We start from the raw sequence: 15,719 nt of genomic DNA on the forward strand, positions 1-15,719 counted from the left end.
CCCACCATATATGATGAGCTTAAAATTTATTCAATTACTGGGTCAGCCGTACACCGACAATTGTAGTCTGTTCCCGGCCATATCTGGCGACCCTTAACAGTTGCACCATCTTTCCAGGTAAAGACATTGCCATCTAAATCAGCGTGAGTATCCCTGACACGTTCATCGTCGCTGTCTTTCCAAGTAAACCTATGAATGCCCGCTTGCGTGTGCCTGGTCCTTGTCAGATCACCAAGAATGCTTCCAGACTGATCCCGAGCAATGAACTTCGCTCTGGACTTACTGACACCTGATGCCCTCGTGATTTCAGCAGCCATTTCATTGATGGATTTCCCACGCCTCACACCCTGAACAACAATCGTCTGGATTTTATCGTGATACTCTTGATCAATGCTTTTAATCCAACTGACATTTTCACTTACTGCTGATTCCATAAAGGACTCCAACCATGTTTCACGCCCTATTGGGTCAATCCCGAGCACTGTGCCCAATTGGTCGCGGAAGGTATCCCGTTGGAAAGCGTTTATGGATTTCACAAAACGACTTGCCAGCTTATTAATCGATTCCCCTGATAAGATGAATTGGGTTGAGAACTCTCTTGCCTTTTGTAAAAGGTTAGTGATCTTAGCAAGAATGTTTTCTAAATCAACGACAAATAGACCGCTATCCATCTGACGGCGGTATTCGTAAATCAAAGGCTTAATTTCGTTGATGAAAACTTTTCTTACGTTTTTTCTGTTTTGATCAACCAGTTTATTCATCCCTCGATAGTAGCTGACTGAAATCGCCGTAGGAAATGAACTCTGGGGCATCTTAGGTTGATTGGCCATGACTATCCCTCGCGTCTCGAATACTCTTCTCCAATTCAGTCATTTCATCTTCACTGAAATCAAGCTCAGCACTTAAAGAAGCTCCCTTGAAACGCTTTTCTCGCACTTCATCAGGTGTAATGACTTGATTCTTCAGATAAATCGCATCTGTTTCAGCAACCTTCTTACGAATTTCAGCATCCGATTGACTATCCAGCTTCCAAAGTGGATTGAAGCTAAAAGACCAGTCGATATTGTCTGGATCTTTTCCTCCGAACTCCTCTGATTGAAGCAAGAGTCTCAACAAATATTCAATCTTGGGTCGGACAAAGTTTTCCTGGATACCAGCGATTCTTGCATAGTAGTTCAAACTGTCATATTGAGCTCCTGTTAGTGTTCCAGACTGTTGCCCTAGTATATGGCTTTTGGGCATTCTGGCAGACCCAGCAAGTGCTTCCCATACGAATTCAAATAGATGGTTAATTCCAGCTACATTTGTCGATTCTTTTTCGAGCTCTTCTTCGGTGCCAATAATGGCCAGGGCCTCTGTACGGAACATATAATCTAAGATCATTTGAGCTTCTCGTCGTTCCTCTGAACTCATACTTTCAACATCAGTTGATTTATATTTCTTGAAAACAAAATCATAAAGAATCTGTCCAGTGGACCATGCAGCTGTATCAAATAATGTAATGTACTTATACATAGGCTCTAATCGACTTTGCCCCCAGTCCATGTCCTCAAGCTTTTGCGTTTGTAAATGGAGTATTCGGTCCCGATGGACCTCCTGCTCCTCTCGCTGGTCTGAATTCTTAATAGAAAAAGATTTTACATTGCCGAATTCAGGAGAGAAAACGTCATCAACAACATTCATCTTGGAAACCTTCCGAGATGAAAAAGGATGTAGATAGTCAACTGACTTTAGTCGTGCTGATTCTACTGGGTCACTCAACTGGAAATCTTGGCTTTCTGTTAGCCCCAAGGCCGTAAACCCATCCCCGCGGAGTCTCTCGTATCGAACCATGTTTTGAAAAGCTTCCTGTGTATTTAAAGCTCTCAATTTCAATTCCAACTTAGCCTTTAATGCCTGGTCTTCAATGTTCAATGTGATCCATTCACGAGTCGCATCCTCAGCAGGTATATCTATGATGTTTTGAATAATCTGATCGTTAGCATACAGATTGGTGATATCTTCGGGTGACAGGCTTTTACCTTGTTGAGGAGATTGCCTCATCAATACATCCCGTGACCCGCCTTTTTCTCCCGCTTGAAGAAAATCTTTTTTCACTTTTCGTGCTGCTTTAGCTCCACCTATTGTCATCACCTCCCATAAAGTTTTTTATAACGTTCTTTAATAGACAACTTATATTTGCTAACTAAGATTGTATTAACGAAATACCTGTCGCTATCCATGTGGTGGTCATTGGCTTTTACTGGCTTGTCTTCGCCACGATCTGCTGCTTTCTTGTCCCAGATATATGAAGCATACTCCCTGAATGTCTCGGTGCAGGATAAGTCGTACATAATCTCTCCATTAATCAAAGCGTTGGCCACATTTCGAATGCCTTCTAACACATCATTTTTAGCCTCGATAACTTTGAAGCTATTCTTTTTAAGTAAAGCAATGAAAGAGGATGCGCTTGGATCCACAACAACACCTGCTGGTTTAATATCATCGAGAAAATCAATTAAATCCTTGAGGTATTCCTGGTCTGTTTTTTGCTTCTTTTCTTCACGCCCGTCATAGTGATATTCTTTGAGCTTATACCACACATCATGACGGAAACCCCATAACCCAAATGCCGTAGGGTTTTGAGTACCATAGTCAATCGATACATAATACTTTTTAAACTGGGTGTAAGGAACATCGAGAGAGTGTTTATCCTTATCAAACATGTCATAGATAACGCCCTCAGCAAGGACCCAAAGACCAAGGATATAGCGTTGATAGAAAACCCCCGCATATAAACGTTTGAAACGTTCTTTTACTTTTTCAGATAGCGAGAGGTTATCATCCATTGTAAAATGAAGATGAAGTAAGTTCTTTTCTTCGATGGCATCCAGATAATCGGTTTTAAACCAATGATAAGGTCCAGCTGGGTTACAGTTGAACCAGAACTTAGACCCTTCCACCGAGCATCGTGCTGTTGCTTGGCTAACAAAAGATTGAGGCATAAGGGCCACTTCATCAAAGAACATTCCAGCAAGCGTTATCCCCTGGATAAGATCTTGACTGGATTCATCTTTCCCGCCAAACACATAAAAGTAATTGGATACTCCTTTATAAGTGATGGTGAGGTAATTATCAGCTCTATGGTCCTTCACAACGTATCCTCTGGATTTGAGCATACGTTTCAGAGGTGTGATTACATTTCTTCTGAATGAACCTATTGTCTTACCAGCCATCCCCAGGTTTTCATCTTCAAAGGTTTCCATTGCCCACATGACATAAGATAAGGACATGACAACCGTTTTACCTGCACGGACGGACCCATCGCAAATGATTCCATCTCTATCTTTGACTGGTGATTCTTTACGCCACCAGGTCAGAACCTTCATCTGCTTTTTAGAGAAAGGTTTAAATTTAAAAGGTGCCGGCTTCTTTTTCTTAGCTGTTATCTTAATCATCGCCCCACACCTCTGTGGTCTTATCGTCTAATGCATCGATGAATCCATCATCTTCATACTCTTCCTCTTCACCTAACACTTTCGTTTTCTCCAACTCTACTTTATCCCTTTGCAGAGCAAGCTTCTCTTCTTCCAGTTTCCGCTTGTAATGGTCAGGCAACAAATCAAAGTACTTCTCTAATTTTTCTAAAGCCCACTTTTTATCGATGAGCTTAACGCTAACGCCTTCTCTTCCCTGTTTAACCTCTGAAATGATGGTACCGTCTACCTCTTCACTGTTCTTAAAGTACATCTCATTATAAGAATCAACTCTCGGAACAATATCTTTAACCGATCCATCTTCATTCATAAGGACATCCCTTTTACCTGTTTGAACATCCTTCCTGGTGAACGTTACATAATCGGTAATATCAGCGAAGGCTATCTTCACATAATAGTTGAGGACATCCTTTGCGTTAACGAATAACTCTGACTGAAGATCTTCTTTTAATTCACGGATATATGCGGAAACCTTAACATTCTTTAACAGTCTGCTCCCTTGTACGTGAGCTGTATCTTTCCCATATCCCGCCTTAATAGCAGCCATTGTCGCATTAAAGCTTTTAACATAATGCATACAAAAAAGCCTTTGCTTATCAGTGAGTTCATCACTTTGCGAAGGCTCTTCATCAGGTGTAGCATCACGTATTCGATTCGTCTCTTTCTTTTTAGTAACGCTCCTTTTCGGATTAGTAACGTTACCATTCATTTTCTCGTCCCATTTGTCTTGGCTTTTCCACTTTCGAACTTGGGAAGGTGAGCAATCTAATTCATCGGCTATGTCTTTTAATTTACGTTCACCATTGCTTGTCTTCCAAATCTCAAAAGCTTTATCTCGTCGTGGATCTCTTTTCCTTGGCATTACCTCATTCACCCACCTCCACTGCTATTCTTTTTGTTTTGTAAGCATGAAAAAAGCACCCCGTAATGGAGTGCTGTGATTCACCTCGGCATTTCTTGTTTATATTTTGAAGTAAGTATCTCCATTAAAATAAAGTGCAAAGTGACTTCTATAAGATTTTTGAGGTCTGTGACATCCTTATCAACCCATTTTCTTGTGTAATGAGCTTCGTCATTACCAATCCATGAGGCTCTGTTCGCGATATCTTTCAATGAATCATTTTCCACATCCTGATTTAAGCATTGTGATAAAGGCTTTTTTCTTGTTTTTTCTTCATCTTTCTCCAAATGTTTAATTAGATAATCTTTTATCAAAAACTCTAACGATTTTCTATATCCTAAGCCTGCTATTTGATCAAGATTATCTGCTTCTGCCTTTAACGCTTGATTGTATATATTAGTAAATAGAGGTGACAATTCTTCTATATCACTTTCGAATTCTCTCCCCTTGTATTCTTTAGGCCCAATGCCTATCAAATCATTTCCGATAAACTTTCCTATAAAAAAATTATTGCAGTTATTATTTGGACATCTAAATAAAATTTGTGACTCTTGTCCATAACTTAATGAGTAGTGGATCTCTGGAGTTACTGATTTATGGCAAACAGGACAAACATCTGGAACTGTTATTCCCTTACTATTATAGGTTGTAGAATATTTCTGGTGTATAGAGTTTGCAGTATGATGATAAAAATGCATCTTTTCCATCTCATCCCCTCCCTTTGAACTATTTCGACAAAAGGAAGCATTTACCTTTTACATTCCCCATATTTCTGCTGATATATAAAGTGCCATTAACGAAATTCCTATAATAGCAACTATACTGAGAACTACCGAGATATCTTTTAATAACCCTTTCTTCATAGTGGTTAAAACTGTTATACAAATAGTGCCTACTACAATAGCAGTTATCGCCATTATAATAAAAGGACCGGTAACCTCCCACAACTCATTCCAATTAAATAAATCAATTGGTTCCATCTCTGCATTCATATAACGCACCTCCAACTTATTTATCGGAGGATCTTAAATCATTTGTAATATAAAAAAAGCACCCCGCAATGGAGTGCTTTTATTCACCGTCATTTGTAGGTAAGTAAGAAAGCATATAACTATAAACATCATATAGAAAATGAAAATGTTTTTTATAAGACATCGCGCCTGTAACTGAAACATATGCTTCGTGAACCGCTTTACTATACGGGCTGAATAACTCATATTCTTGATATGCTTTACTTATTCTGACCAAATCATTATTTTTATACTCCGTTTTTAACTCTTCACGCAGTTCTTTTGCTACTTCTAGACTTCCTTTTTTATCATACTCGTGAATATCCATGCCTTTTTTCGCCTTAGACATAAAGTATTTCATTTTTTCAACTACTTCTTCATCAGTAACATCTTTATATCCGTCGAACATTGGTTCATTCAACAAAAACACCTCCCCCTACTATCATTCTATCAAAATAGAAGGTGTGGTGCCCTCAGAAATGATCCCCCGCAAGGGGGGTTTACTTAATAATTTATTCATGTTTTCTGGCCAGGGAGTTCCACCTAGCCGACCTCCCTTCCATTTTACACAGCTGACTTTTCAAGATTCAACTCATGCAAGAAGTGGCATTTTTGGCATATTTGGCACAACATAGATTCTTTTAACTCACGAACTTTGTTCCTGTTTAAGCTCAAGTGATCAGCTATGGATCGGTAGCTCATGCCCTCCATCATGCAATCAAGAATAATCATTTGTTTTTCGTTATCCAAATAATCCACCATGATTTCTACAGCTTCTGTTTTGCGGTTAAAAGCTAACCAACGTTTATAAAGCCGCAATTCTCTAGCGTCTAAAGCTTCCACCTCTGCTTTACTCTTGATACTCGTGTTCGGCTTTGGAAGGGTAGCCTCAATACCAAACTGTTGAACTAATCCAGTAGAAGGGGCTTTTGAATATCCTCCCCAAATAATGGTTTCCAGCCGATCAACTTCTTTCTTTCTCCAGTGGTATTCATATATTAAATCCTCAATCTGTTTCTTGTTCATAAGACCCCTCCTATTTTTGTTTTATAGCTCCACCACGCCCTCTTCTGTACGTTGGGCGGTTTATCCCCATAAGTTCTTCAATATCGCGCTGACTGTATGATTCTGACTTTCTCTTGCGCTTTTTCTTAGGTGATGGGGTCTTGATGTTATTTTTGCGCTTATACTTACTAAGTTGATCACGCAATTGCTGGCTCATTGGACCTCTCCTTTTCAAATAAAAAAGAGCACCAACTACAGCTGCATGGTTGCAACTTGTAATCAGTGCCCTGGTTGTTCCAGTAGCATATTAAATTACTGTATCCTCATCTTCTTTGTACCAATGATCGCCGTATTTCTCTTGTCCAACTCTCATAAGATGCCAATAATTCTTCCGGTGCCTATCTGATTCCGTTTTAAGATTTCTTATCCGTCTATTTAAAGCATCTACTAAGTGGGGTTCTTTGCTGCTAAATGCTTTATCTGTTTCTCTGGAAAGTGATCTTATCAATGAGTTTTTCAGTGTTTCTTCGTCTTCTCCCAAATCTTGTTTCTTCGCCCTCTTAACCGAGCACCCATTAACATAAACCCCAATGTGAGAAGGTACCTCTTCCCTGACTTTCTCGAATAATTCTTTAGGCATTACATAATAGTTGTAATGACCGCAGAAGGTCTTTTTGGACTTACTCCTAAAATCAGATACAGATACTTTCACTTCATAGCAACGCCATATTCCATTAGTATCATATGTCATGTAATCAACTCGCTCATTTCCAAACCACCCTATGGTGACTTCAAAACAACCAAATACCCCCTGCTTTTTAGTGGCTCTATATATTTCTTTTTCAAGCTTTTCGGTGAGTTCTGTTTTAGCGATGATCATCACCCTCATTTCTTTGTATAACTAATTTCGTATAGCTGAGGCTTTCCGTTTTGCCAAGTGATGGTCTGTTTGCCGAATCCGTCGCCTGGAGTGTCTACTTTTTCAAGCACTCCATCTACTACCCGGTAAACAGCGTTTTCCATCAAATCTATTTCAGCCGTCGTTTCTAGTTTTCTCGCTGCATCAGCCAATGTATAAGCCCCCTCGATTTATGCTATAATGAGATTGTCAGATTACATTGTAGCCGGGGCTTATGCTCTGGCTTTTTTATTATGTTAAAATAGTGAAATTCTGCTACTCTAAGATTAAGGGTGAAACAAAAGATAGATAACTATTCGACGTAAGGGTGACTACATGCCGACTGCATTAATTATTGATGATTCTACATTCATGCGGAATTGGGTAAGACATATCTTAGAAAATCAATCCTTTACTGTAGTAGCAGAAGCTAATAATGGTATTCTTGGGGTGGTACAATACAAAACCTACTCCCCAGATATCGTGTTAATGGATGTTGTTATGCCTAAAATGAACGGTGTCCGGGCGTTAGAAATGATCATAAACTTTGACCCACAGGCTAAAGTGATCATTTCATCTTCGCTAGGTGACAGCTACTTAGTTGATCAATGTGCTACTATAGGCGCTTATGATTTTATCCAAAAACCTTTTTTTGATAGGCTTCCAAGCATCTTAGACAACATCATATGAGTTTCACCCTAGTGCCAGGACATATCAAATGTTCTGGTATTTTTTGTATAAGCTTTTTACATTTTGTTTATAATCTTTAGTGTGACTCACTTACTTCCATCTCTTCCTAATAAGCACTTGATCGGGTGAGTGAGTCCTCCTCTAATCAACAGCCGGGGCTTTGCTCTGGCTTTTTTTATTTGTCTCTAATTTCAAAAAATTTCTTCCTTGCTTCAAACCAGGAGCAACCTTGCTGCCTCTGGATCATCTTCACGTACTCGGCAAAGAGCCGCTGATCTGCTACGAAAGCCTGTGAGTTCATCTTCTTATTGCATTCCAGTGGTGACTTCACAGATTGAGGCACTTCGATTTCTACGGATTCAAATAATGCCATTTGTTCCATCATCATTCCTCCTTTTCTTACTCCCACATTTACGAGTTTTAAAATCTCCCTGTTTATTATTCGACATGCAGGGTATCCTCTTAGAGCAGTCCAATATTTCCGCGTAATGTGGAAAACCCTAGTACCAGAGCATGCACAGTGCTCTGGTTTTTTTGTATAAATTCCTTTAAGGGTCTTATTAAATTTCTGTTACTCACTGTAATAAGCTCGGATTACTCCCAATTGTTTCTGGATATACTATTTTATATCTCACTAAAGAGCGGTGATAAAAATGGAAAATACATTAGGATGGATCGTGATATTTTTCCTAATTTTAATAATAGGGGTATTATTAGTTTTAGGGATAAGAAGTAAATAACTCTCACCTTTCATATAGACACTTCACTTATTTCGACTTCTACCCTCGGCTTGGAGCTGTACCACTTGCTGATCGTAAACTCGACCACCTGACTGTCATCGTTCCAGATGACTTTATTTAGAGCATCTTTGATTCCCTTGGCATAGTTATCGACGTCAGGCTTAGTCACTGGACGGTATAATCCTGCCTCAGCCTCTGCTGTACGCTTCTTTGAGAAGCTCTTGAGCAATGGTTTATAAACTTTCACTCGGACGTTCAGTGGCCCTTCTAGTAAATCTGAGGGGGCATGTTGAGAAGCGACCAACCCGACATATTGTTTGAAGTCCTTTGATTTCTTAGGATCATAGAGAACCGTTTTGCCTCTGCTTGTCCTACCAGATCTCGGTCTTCCTTGAGCAACCGGTTCTCCTAGTACCGTAAATTGAATCATTTCAGCACCCCTTACAGTTCTTGAAATAGCGATTGTTGGATAAAACCTTTCTCTGCAGCAACCGGATTAATCCATAAGACTTCATTTCTACTAGCTCCTGCCTCAGCTTTTGCAACCATATACTCTTTTCTCCAATCACCTAATAACCCGTTATACAAGTCATTTTCGTAACCTGACAGCAAGCATGGACCAGGATGCTCTTTAAGTGCTTCCAGTAGTTCAACATGATCTTGGTCAGTCATTTCGTGTCTATAACTAGAAGTGGTCCTTGTTGAAAGCAAATACGGTGGGTCCGCATAGATAAGCACGTTTTTCCTTTTGTACCTTTCAATCAGTTGTAATGCTGGCTGACATTCGATTTGAACGCCTTTCAACCTTTCAGCAACCACTGCAATCTTCTCAGGGAACTTCAGCCACTCCCTTCCTGGCATAGGACCATTACTTTCAATCATGCTACGCCATCCTGTTCGATGGGAGGTTTTGCCTCCCCGACCCTGCCATAATCGAACGATCAATCTTCGCGCTCGTTCCAAATTATCTTCCGCTTCGAGGTAACTGTCGTAATATTCCTCTCTACCATGGGGAGTCAGGCTAATAGCTCTAGCCAAATCTTCCGGCTGTGCTCGAAGAGTCTTGAATAAATTGACCACTTCTCCATCAAGGTCGTTTATAGTCTCGAGCTCGCTTCTGTTTTTGGTGAAGAGAACAGCCCCACTTCCGAAGAATGGCTCCAGATATGTTTCATGGTCTGGCATATTACTAATAATCCAATCGGCCATGCTCCATTTGCTTCCTGGATAATGCAAAATCCTTGGTATACTCATGAAATCCACCTCACTAATCTTCCAAATTCACTTCCATTTGACTGGAAAATTTGCACTTTAAATTGATGTGTATCTGCTCCAACTCTGTCAAAGTCATGTCTTCCGTTTGCTTACCGACACGATCTTCTGAATATCCCATCGTCCAAAGCTTGTGTATAAGGTGCTGTCTTCGTTCCTCTACTCCTGCGGTTAATCGGGTTGGTGATAGATTCATAGATAAACCTCCTCAGAACCACTTATTTTGATCACTCGTAACATCCACTTCCATCGCCCTGGCCAATGCCAATTTGCTCACCAATTCTTCATAACTGAGTCCTTCTACATCCTTGAACCCCATACCATGCAGTTGCTCGATTACGTGCTTAGTTTTGATGTCTAACTCGCTGACTTTCACAACTCACACCCCCTAGCTCCCAACGACTCTAAGCTTTGATTTTGACTGCAGAACCTCTTGGGCAGTACATTCGCCATTTTTTATATTTTGAAGATCCAATTCTGTTAAACCGTATCTGGAAAGGGAGCCTTCCGAAATTTGTTGGAGCGAACGATTTAACCGGATACCTAAATTTAAGATTCTTGCATCATCATCCAGGCTCGATTGAGTTTGCGAAGAATTGTTTTGGTCCTGTTTATCAAACCAATCAGGAATGATGTCTTTAGAATTATTGCTGCTAGACGAATGTTTCTGATCCATTTTTCTTTGGAACTCAGCATCGTTAGCTGCAACGTCATCCAGCGTTCGAATTCCTTGGTTATACCAGTTATTTAATATCTTCTCGATGTAAGCCCAGCGTCTTTGATTTTGCTCACATGATTTTGTAATAGCCTCGACCACTAGATCATCACCCAAGTCATCTATAAATGAATTAATTTTCTCGATCACCGCAGGTGGTAATGGACCGATGTTTTTTTGGTAATGGTCAAATGCCTTCACTTTCTGAGACTCTTTATTATTATTAATTCTTTTAATGTCTTTATCTTTAATGTCTTTAATAATGTCTTTAGAGAGCCGTTGCACCTTAGAGAGAGAAGGGATTTGCCCATGTGGAAGTTCTTGTTTTAAGAACTCCGAGGTTCTTATTTTAAGAACTTTTTTTGTTTCAAAGTTCTTATTTTGAGAACTTTTCGCGTCTTCCGAGTTCTTGTTTTGAGAACTTTTTTGTTCTTGTTTTAAGAACTTTTCACTCAAATTCAACCTTAAAATTTCTTTGAACTGTTCCATCTTCCAACCTTTTCTTGGTGTAATAATCCACTTTTCATAATCTTTGTTAAATGTGAATTCATTCGTCGATCGATCCCAGTAAATCACTCTGCAGGTTTCAAGATGTTCAAGTTCAGAAGTCACATTCTGTTTACTTACTCCACACAGGGCGAAATCTTTCAATTTTGGTATAACCGCCGACTTTTTATTACACCCATAGGATAATCTCCATATCATGTGGAGGATTGCGGTCTGTCGCTTTGAGAAGTCTCTACGGATGACTTCATCTATAATTTCATTGGCAATTTTGATATAACCATTCTCTGTTTGCGGATTAGCCACTTAACTGCCCTCCCTCTTGATAATGGCGTTCATTTTCTCAATCCGAACCAAGTCCCACCCTGGGTGAGTGTTTCGGACATAGCCGCCAACATATGTCTTAAACATCCGACCAGGGTCCTTGGATTCTTCAACCATCCATACATAGCAGTAAGGGATAGCGATTTTACGTTTGTTCAGTCTACTCATGGGACGTACACGGGCTTTCCGGTCAATGCTTGTATCTCATCTTTAAATCGTCTCTCGTCGCTATTGTTGTCGCTCAAATGGAGCAACCATATCTCTCTAACTTTCTGTAGATCATTCGCCTCCAGGAACTCTTTAACGTTTTTTAAACTGAAGTGCGAACGTAGTAATCTCTTTTTCATCATCTTTGGAATTCGACCATCTGCAATATTCTTGTTAAGTATGTCTAGGCTGTAATTACACTCACAGAGGATATGTGTGAGGCCTTTGAACTTGTAGCGAATGTAATAGGTATCTGTAGCGAATAGGAGCTTGTCTCCGTCCTCATTCGCAAGCAGAAAGCCTAATGGTTCAGCTACATCATGTTCAACCTCAAAAGGTAAAATGGTCCAGGTTCCAACGGTGAATGATTCTTTTGCGTTGATAGTCTTTACTCGGTGTCCCTCAATACCGATTGCCTCTGCCGTTCCCTTTGACATGTAGCAGTTCTTTCCGTTCTTGAGCATGTCCGGGACTCCAGCGCAATGATCCTTGTGTTCGTGAGTAATCAGGCAAGCTTTTATTTTCGAAGTCTGAAAATCTAATTTCCTCTGTATCTCTTTGAATTTAATTCCTGCTTCAAGGAGCAAGGGGGTTTTGCCATCTGTTATGTGATAGCAGTTCCCCTTACTGGATGAAGCGAGGGCTTTAACTTCAATCATTAGAATGACGGTCCATTCGTCGTTTGAGCTTCTTTCTGTTCAAAGTCCATAGCTGCTTGTTCTAAATCATCGTCTGGTTGATCGGAAGGTTGTTCTGGTTCTTGCTCCGGTTCGGGTTCGTTGTATTCAATATCAATCACGTCCCCATTAGCATTGTTGCTGATTTCTTCTTCTACTTGAGCTTCTTCCGCTGATTCATCCGTTTGATTGAAGTGATCAATGACAAGACTGCCATCATCACTAGAATTAATAAACTTCTTACAAGCACGGTTAATGACGGTTTTCTTTGCCATCTCCTGTTTGAATTCATCATGAGTGCTACCTTTTTTCTCTTCCTTCTGATCTTTGCCCCACATTTGAGACTTGCTCCAAGCCTGCCTGATTTCGTCCATAGTCATTAGTTCGTAATAAACTTGATCATTTGGCAAAACGATTACTGCATAAGCTCCATCAATTTTTTCTTTGTCGATATTTCCAAATTTTTGTTTGTGGGTTAGATTTGTGATTTTTCCATGTTTCATTTCATAATCAACTTCGTCACCCTTATAAATGACATTTGCATCAATGCTCTGAGCCCCTGTTACTCGTTTGGTTACGGCCATGGTCCCAAAGTAAGACCGTTGAAATGTAAGAGAATGACCATAAGCGATAAAATAACCTTGGTTTTTGGCAGGGTTTAATCCTTGGACGACCATGTTGAGTAAGCTATTGGCCACACTATCTTTGCTACACACTTCTAAAACTGGTCGATATCCGTCCTGTTTACCGGTCTTTATTTCTTGCAGCTTAAGCCAAGCACTCTTCATAGCGTTTTCCGGACTATAGTTGGTAGGAAAGTGAAGCTCTCCCTTCTCTTGAAATTGTTTGACTTTACCAGCTACCACATCGACCGTATCTTTCTTAATCATTGCTAGTTCTTGTTTGTTTTTACTCAATTACACCAACTCCATTTCTTCTGCATATTCGACTCTCAAATTCTTATCTGGCTCACTTACCACTAAGCTGATCATCTGGCTGTCTAGGTTAATTAGATCAGTGACAGCTTCCGCATTATCAATGAAGATTGGAACTTGGATTCCGTAATGATCAGACAACGTATTGATGATGTCTAAACCGACATTGATTCTTGCTGCGTTATTTAATCCGGAACTGTAAGGAACGCCATCAAATAATGTTTCACACGTTTCCTCAAGACCACCGTTGATGTTCTCCTTGAATAACTTGAAGTTCGCCTGGTCGAATCTCTCATTGATTTTGCTTGTTAATAGATTCACTTTAGATCGAATGAATTCTTCGGTTAGATATAGCTGCTCTTCTAATTGCTCGTATTCTTCACCAAGCTTCTCCTGTTCAGCCTCCAGTTCTTTTACTCGCTTGTTACTAGATTCAATCTGAACAAATTTCGCTAGGTCTTGATCAATAGCGCTCTTTTCTTGTCGAAGGGCCTCAAGCTCCGACTGAGCGACACTGACCGACTCTTGAACATTGCTTCTTAACTGCTCAATCTCTTGATCAACAGCTTGCTTTTCTTCTAACTTCGCCTTGTACTCTGGAAGCTCCTGATAGTCGGTGGTGTTTGACTCAAGCTTCTGAAGCTCTTGCTTCACTTTCTCCATCTCTTCTTGTTTGGTCTGAAGCTTCGTTTTCAAATCCTCTAAGGTAGAAGAGAGAGTTTTGTTTTCGTCCTCCAAGGATGCGACTTGTTCTTTCTTCTGCCGACCTTCTTTGTTGATGGATTCAAGCTTATTCGCTTTCTTCTTATTGAAATCAGCTTTAGCATTTTCATGAGCTTCTTTGATTTGTTCTTCTGGTAGTGACTGACCACATGTTGGGCAGTTTTCTTCATGTTTAGATTCAAATCCCATAGCATTTTCTGCGGTATATTCATCACGAAGAGCTTCCATTTCATTTTCTAATTTTGTTTTCTGCGCTTGGTTATTCTTCATTTTGTATTGCGTTTGGTCGATCTCTCGCTGAACGTCATCGATCTCTCGGGCAAGAGAATTAAATTCATTTCGTTTACCACTCGTTTTGTTGTGGTTCAGGTCAGCTTGTTTGTTTTTGATTTCAAGCAGCTGGCCTTCAATCTCACGAGACTGTGTTTGCTTTTCACTTACTTGGCTACCATTCTTAATGCGATTGATTTCTTCTTGCTTTTCGTCAATTTGTGATTGGATATAAGTGAGTTCATCGTTTAAATCCTGGCGATTCAGTTCACTTACATCGGGTTTGGAACGGTTTACTTCATCGATTCGAACAGGAATGCGTTCAAGTTCCTGGTTGATTTCTTTTCGTTTAGCTGCAATGACTTTCTTGTGATCTTCAATGCTTCGACCATCTAGAATTTCTAGTAATGTCTCAAGCTTGGGATTGCTTTTAACAACCTCTTTATCACTAACTCTTCCAGCAATCTTTAAGAGGATTTCGCGACGTTTGGTCCAATGCATTTGTTCATTGAAGTAACCTGGATTAGTAAGCAATTTAAATGTTTCCTCTGCCTCTTCTTTCTTCTTAGCGCCGACAATCCCCAACACTCTTGCTTCAAAATCACTCTTTTTAGAGGGAACTTCATCAATGAAATAATCTGTCGTATGTCCGGTGAAATCTTTTCTTGCTGATCCTCGTTTCTTTGTCCACTTCTCGTAATAAACTTTACGAAGTTTCAATTCTTTTCCATTAAGCTGGAAAACAGCTTCAACTTCATGCTCCAGGTTGTGAATCTCCTTACCTTCTTCATCGAGGTTTTTGATAGAGAAGTCTTTCTTGTTCTGACTATCCTTTCCAAACAGTAACCAAGTGAAAGCATCGAACAATGTTGTCTTTCCGGTGGCGTTATCTCCAAAAATTTTCACATCTTCTCCATTAGGATTTACAACAAATTGAGTCACACCCTTGAAGTTTCTAAGCGATAGTAAATTCAGTTTTAGATTTCTCAATACCAACACTTCCTTTCAGGTTTTTATATTCATTTGTTAAGGCGACCAAATCTTCTTTAGTGTCTTCTGGATCATTCGCAATCATCTGACATAAGATTGCGTATCTGACTTCCACAGGAACGTCGTTCCGTCCCGTACGTAACTGCTCAGCATAGAAATTCATAAGGCCCTCCTTGTCGTTTTCTTAGATTTAGGGCATAATAGTTATTAGTTATTTATATTTAAGAGCTTGTTATAGTCATCTGGACGGCCATCCAGGTGGCTATTTTTGTGTTTCAACTTCCATTTCTTGTTCATCTAATCCCTCCTAACCACTCGTACACATGGCGTAATATAGAAATCCAAAAGCAATCACAAACATTATCAAGAAGGCTACATCCAG

Annotated in this window: 22 protein-coding genes; 1 reads left to right on the top strand and 21 read right to left on the bottom strand. The window is 39.9% G+C overall.

From position 1 onward, the window contains the following. Nucleotides 1–26: 26 nt before the first annotated feature. From HLI_RS11520 to HLI_RS11570, 11 genes are all read right to left on the bottom strand, one after another. Nucleotides 27–830: a phage head morphogenesis protein gene (locus HLI_RS11520; RefSeq protein ID WP_128525093.1), complete on the bottom strand. Its 804-nt coding sequence runs from the start codon at nucleotides 828–830 to the stop codon at nucleotides 27–29. Further along, complete coding sequence (locus tag HLI_RS11525) at nucleotides 814–2,130, bottom strand: anti-CBASS protein Acb1 family protein (protein ID WP_128525094.1); 1,317 nt, start codon at nucleotides 2,128–2,130, stop codon at nucleotides 814–816. Before HLI_RS11525 ends, HLI_RS11520 begins: the two co-directional genes overlap by 17 nt. Then, the gene (locus tag HLI_RS11530) at nucleotides 2,130–3,437 is read right to left on the bottom strand and encodes a PBSX family phage terminase large subunit (RefSeq protein WP_128525095.1); all 1,308 of its coding nucleotides are present in this window, start codon (nucleotides 3,435–3,437) and stop codon (nucleotides 2,130–2,132) included. The genes HLI_RS11525 and HLI_RS11530 overlap by 1 nt, the downstream gene beginning before the upstream one ends. Then, on the bottom strand, nucleotides 3,430–4,338 hold the full coding sequence (locus tag HLI_RS11535) for a terminase small subunit (protein WP_128525096.1): 909 nt from the start codon (nucleotides 4,336–4,338) through the stop codon (nucleotides 3,430–3,432). Before HLI_RS11535 ends, HLI_RS11530 begins: the two co-directional genes overlap by 8 nt. Before the next feature lie 80 nt (nucleotides 4,339–4,418). Further along, entirely contained in the window at nucleotides 4,419–5,084 is a 666-nt protein-coding gene (locus HLI_RS11540) for a DUF4145 domain-containing protein (protein WP_128525097.1), read from the bottom strand. A gap of 48 nt (nucleotides 5,085–5,132) precedes the next feature. Continuing rightward, nucleotides 5,133–5,369: a hypothetical protein gene (locus HLI_RS11545; protein ID WP_128525098.1), complete on the bottom strand. Its 237-nt coding sequence runs from the start codon at nucleotides 5,367–5,369 to the stop codon at nucleotides 5,133–5,135. A 79-nt stretch (nucleotides 5,370–5,448) separates the two neighbouring features. Further along, on the bottom strand, nucleotides 5,449–5,808 hold the full coding sequence (locus tag HLI_RS11550; protein WP_128525099.1) for a hypothetical protein: 360 nt from the start codon (nucleotides 5,806–5,808) through the stop codon (nucleotides 5,449–5,451). Nucleotides 5,809–5,951: 143 nt separating this feature from the next. Continuing rightward, nucleotides 5,952–6,413 (bottom strand): sigma-70 family RNA polymerase sigma factor, encoded by a 462-nt coding sequence (locus HLI_RS11555; protein WP_128525100.1) that lies wholly within the window; start codon nucleotides 6,411–6,413, stop codon nucleotides 5,952–5,954. A 10-nt stretch (nucleotides 6,414–6,423) separates the two neighbouring features. Beyond that, nucleotides 6,424–6,609, bottom strand: a complete 186-nt coding sequence (locus HLI_RS11560) for a hypothetical protein (RefSeq protein WP_128525101.1) — start codon at nucleotides 6,607–6,609, stop codon at nucleotides 6,424–6,426. 90 nt (nucleotides 6,610–6,699) lie between these two features. Further along, entirely contained in the window at nucleotides 6,700–7,272 is a 573-nt protein-coding gene (locus HLI_RS11565; protein ID WP_241655835.1) for a hypothetical protein, read from the bottom strand. A gap of 5 nt (nucleotides 7,273–7,277) precedes the next feature. Then, a complete protein-coding gene (locus HLI_RS11570; protein WP_241655836.1) occupies nucleotides 7,278–7,463 on the bottom strand; it encodes a DUF3954 domain-containing protein in 186 nt (61 codons plus the stop codon). Nucleotides 7,464–7,626: 163 nt separating this feature from the next. Here HLI_RS11570 and HLI_RS11575 point away from each other — a divergent pair, with 163 nt between their 5' ends. Further along, entirely contained in the window at nucleotides 7,627–7,980 is a 354-nt protein-coding gene (locus HLI_RS11575) for a response regulator (protein ID WP_128525103.1), read from the top strand. A gap of 175 nt (nucleotides 7,981–8,155) precedes the next feature. Here the strand turns inward: HLI_RS11575 and HLI_RS11580 are convergent, their stop codons facing one another. From HLI_RS11580 to HLI_RS11625, 10 genes are all read right to left on the bottom strand, one after another. Further along, the gene (locus tag HLI_RS11580) at nucleotides 8,156–8,362 is read right to left on the bottom strand and encodes a hypothetical protein (RefSeq protein ID WP_128525104.1); all 207 of its coding nucleotides are present in this window, start codon (nucleotides 8,360–8,362) and stop codon (nucleotides 8,156–8,158) included. A 368-nt stretch (nucleotides 8,363–8,730) separates the two neighbouring features. Further along, nucleotides 8,731–9,150 (bottom strand): RusA family crossover junction endodeoxyribonuclease, encoded by a 420-nt coding sequence (locus HLI_RS11585; RefSeq protein WP_128525105.1) that lies wholly within the window; start codon nucleotides 9,148–9,150, stop codon nucleotides 8,731–8,733. 11 nt (nucleotides 9,151–9,161) lie between these two features. Beyond that, on the bottom strand, nucleotides 9,162–9,974 hold the full coding sequence (locus HLI_RS11590) for a DNA adenine methylase (RefSeq protein WP_128525106.1): 813 nt from the start codon (nucleotides 9,972–9,974) through the stop codon (nucleotides 9,162–9,164). 13 nt (nucleotides 9,975–9,987) lie between these two features. Beyond that, nucleotides 9,988–10,188, bottom strand: coding sequence for a hypothetical protein (locus HLI_RS11595; protein WP_128525107.1), 201 nt, complete (start codon nucleotides 10,186–10,188; stop codon nucleotides 9,988–9,990). A 12-nt stretch (nucleotides 10,189–10,200) separates the two neighbouring features. Next, entirely contained in the window at nucleotides 10,201–10,368 is a 168-nt protein-coding gene (locus tag HLI_RS21635) for a hypothetical protein (RefSeq protein WP_164908542.1), read from the bottom strand. Nucleotides 10,369–10,380: 12 nt separating this feature from the next. Further along, complete coding sequence (locus tag HLI_RS11600) at nucleotides 10,381–11,517, bottom strand: replication protein (RefSeq protein WP_128525108.1); 1,137 nt, start codon at nucleotides 11,515–11,517, stop codon at nucleotides 10,381–10,383. A 182-nt stretch (nucleotides 11,518–11,699) separates the two neighbouring features. Beyond that, complete coding sequence (locus HLI_RS11610) at nucleotides 11,700–12,401, bottom strand: MBL fold metallo-hydrolase (protein ID WP_128525110.1); 702 nt, start codon at nucleotides 12,399–12,401, stop codon at nucleotides 11,700–11,702. Next, nucleotides 12,401–13,336 carry a recombinase RecT gene (locus HLI_RS11615; protein ID WP_431357367.1) on the bottom strand — a complete coding sequence of 312 codons (936 nt, stop codon included), beginning with the start codon at nucleotides 13,334–13,336 and terminating at the stop codon, nucleotides 12,401–12,403. Before HLI_RS11615 ends, HLI_RS11610 begins: the two co-directional genes overlap by 1 nt. Then, complete coding sequence (locus HLI_RS11620) at nucleotides 13,337–15,337, bottom strand: AAA family ATPase (RefSeq protein WP_128525111.1); 2,001 nt, start codon at nucleotides 15,335–15,337, stop codon at nucleotides 13,337–13,339. Then, on the bottom strand, nucleotides 15,303–15,500 hold the full coding sequence (locus HLI_RS11625) for a hypothetical protein (protein WP_128525112.1): 198 nt from the start codon (nucleotides 15,498–15,500) through the stop codon (nucleotides 15,303–15,305). Before HLI_RS11625 ends, HLI_RS11620 begins: the two co-directional genes overlap by 35 nt. Nucleotides 15,501–15,719 lie beyond the last annotated feature (219 nt).

Source organism: Halobacillus litoralis, assembly GCF_004101865.1.
Lineage (GTDB): Bacteria > Bacillota > Bacilli > Bacillales > Halobacillaceae > Halobacillus > Halobacillus litoralis_A.

Coding starts and splice junctions, on each gene's coding strand:
- HLI_RS11545 (WP_128525098.1), bottom strand. CDS start 5,369: ATGAATGCAGAGATGGAACCAATTGATTTATTTAATTGGAATGAGTTG.
- HLI_RS11625 (WP_128525112.1), bottom strand. CDS start 15,500: ATGAATTTCTATGCTGAGCAGTTACGTACGGGACGGAACGACGTTCCT.
- HLI_RS11595 (WP_128525107.1), bottom strand. CDS start 10,188: ATGAATCTATCACCAACCCGATTAACCGCAGGAGTAGAGGAACGAAGA.
- HLI_RS11575 (WP_128525103.1), top strand. CDS start 7,627: ATGCCGACTGCATTAATTATTGATGATTCTACATTCATGCGGAATTGG.
- HLI_RS11560 (WP_128525101.1), bottom strand. CDS start 6,609: ATGAGCCAGCAATTGCGTGATCAACTTAGTAAGTATAAGCGCAAAAAT.
- HLI_RS11555 (WP_128525100.1), bottom strand. CDS start 6,413: ATGAACAAGAAACAGATTGAGGATTTAATATATGAATACCACTGGAGA.
- HLI_RS11580 (WP_128525104.1), bottom strand. CDS start 8,362: ATGGAACAAATGGCATTATTTGAATCCGTAGAAATCGAAGTGCCTCAA.
- HLI_RS11520 (WP_128525093.1), bottom strand. CDS start 830: ATGGCCAATCAACCTAAGATGCCCCAGAGTTCATTTCCTACGGCGATT.
- HLI_RS11610 (WP_128525110.1), bottom strand. CDS start 12,401: ATGATTGAAGTTAAAGCCCTCGCTTCATCCAGTAAGGGGAACTGCTAT.
- HLI_RS11525 (WP_128525094.1), bottom strand. CDS start 2,130: ATGACAATAGGTGGAGCTAAAGCAGCACGAAAAGTGAAAAAAGATTTT.
- HLI_RS11535 (WP_128525096.1), bottom strand. CDS start 4,338: ATGCCAAGGAAAAGAGATCCACGACGAGATAAAGCTTTTGAGATTTGG.
- HLI_RS11585 (WP_128525105.1), bottom strand. CDS start 9,150: ATGATTCAATTTACGGTACTAGGAGAACCGGTTGCTCAAGGAAGACCG.
- HLI_RS11530 (WP_128525095.1), bottom strand. CDS start 3,437: ATGATTAAGATAACAGCTAAGAAAAAGAAGCCGGCACCTTTTAAATTT.
- HLI_RS11590 (WP_128525106.1), bottom strand. CDS start 9,974: ATGAGTATACCAAGGATTTTGCATTATCCAGGAAGCAAATGGAGCATG.
- HLI_RS11565 (WP_241655835.1), bottom strand. CDS start 7,272: ATGATCATCGCTAAAACAGAACTCACCGAAAAGCTTGAAAAAGAAATA.
- HLI_RS11540 (WP_128525097.1), bottom strand. CDS start 5,084: ATGGAAAAGATGCATTTTTATCATCATACTGCAAACTCTATACACCAG.